The organism is Pantoea sp. EKM20T, assembly GCF_011800485.1.
Lineage (GTDB): Bacteria > Pseudomonadota > Gammaproteobacteria > Enterobacterales > Enterobacteriaceae > Pantoea > Pantoea agglomerans.
The window spans coordinates 1-247 of sequence record NZ_JAALFW010000051.1; the positions used below are offsets into that span (position 1 = coordinate 1).

The 247-nt window shown below is 61.1% G+C and carries 1 protein-coding gene; it reads right to left on the reverse strand.

Features of this window, described 5'->3' with window-relative positions:
* On the reverse strand, positions 1 to 247 hold a 247-nt coding region (locus tag HFD94_RS22845), incomplete at both ends, for a contractile injection system protein, VgrG/Pvc8 family (RefSeq protein ID WP_256378015.1).

A 247-nucleotide genomic window follows, 5' to 3' on the forward strand; every position in this document is an offset into this window, starting at 1 on the left:
TTGCGGAAGTCGTAGTCGTCGGTGCTGTAGATGCCCGGCGTCACGCTCTCCGCCAGCGACCACTGGCTGATGCCCTCCTCAGTGACCACGCCGCCCGACGGGGTGACGTGATAGGCAATGGTCTCATAGCCCGGAAACGCCTGATGCTGATCCGGCGCGTCACACAGCAACAGCGTGTGTTTGTCCGCCTCGTGGCGGAAGAAGTAGTAAATCCCCTCCAGCTCCATCAGGCGGCTGATAAAGTCCA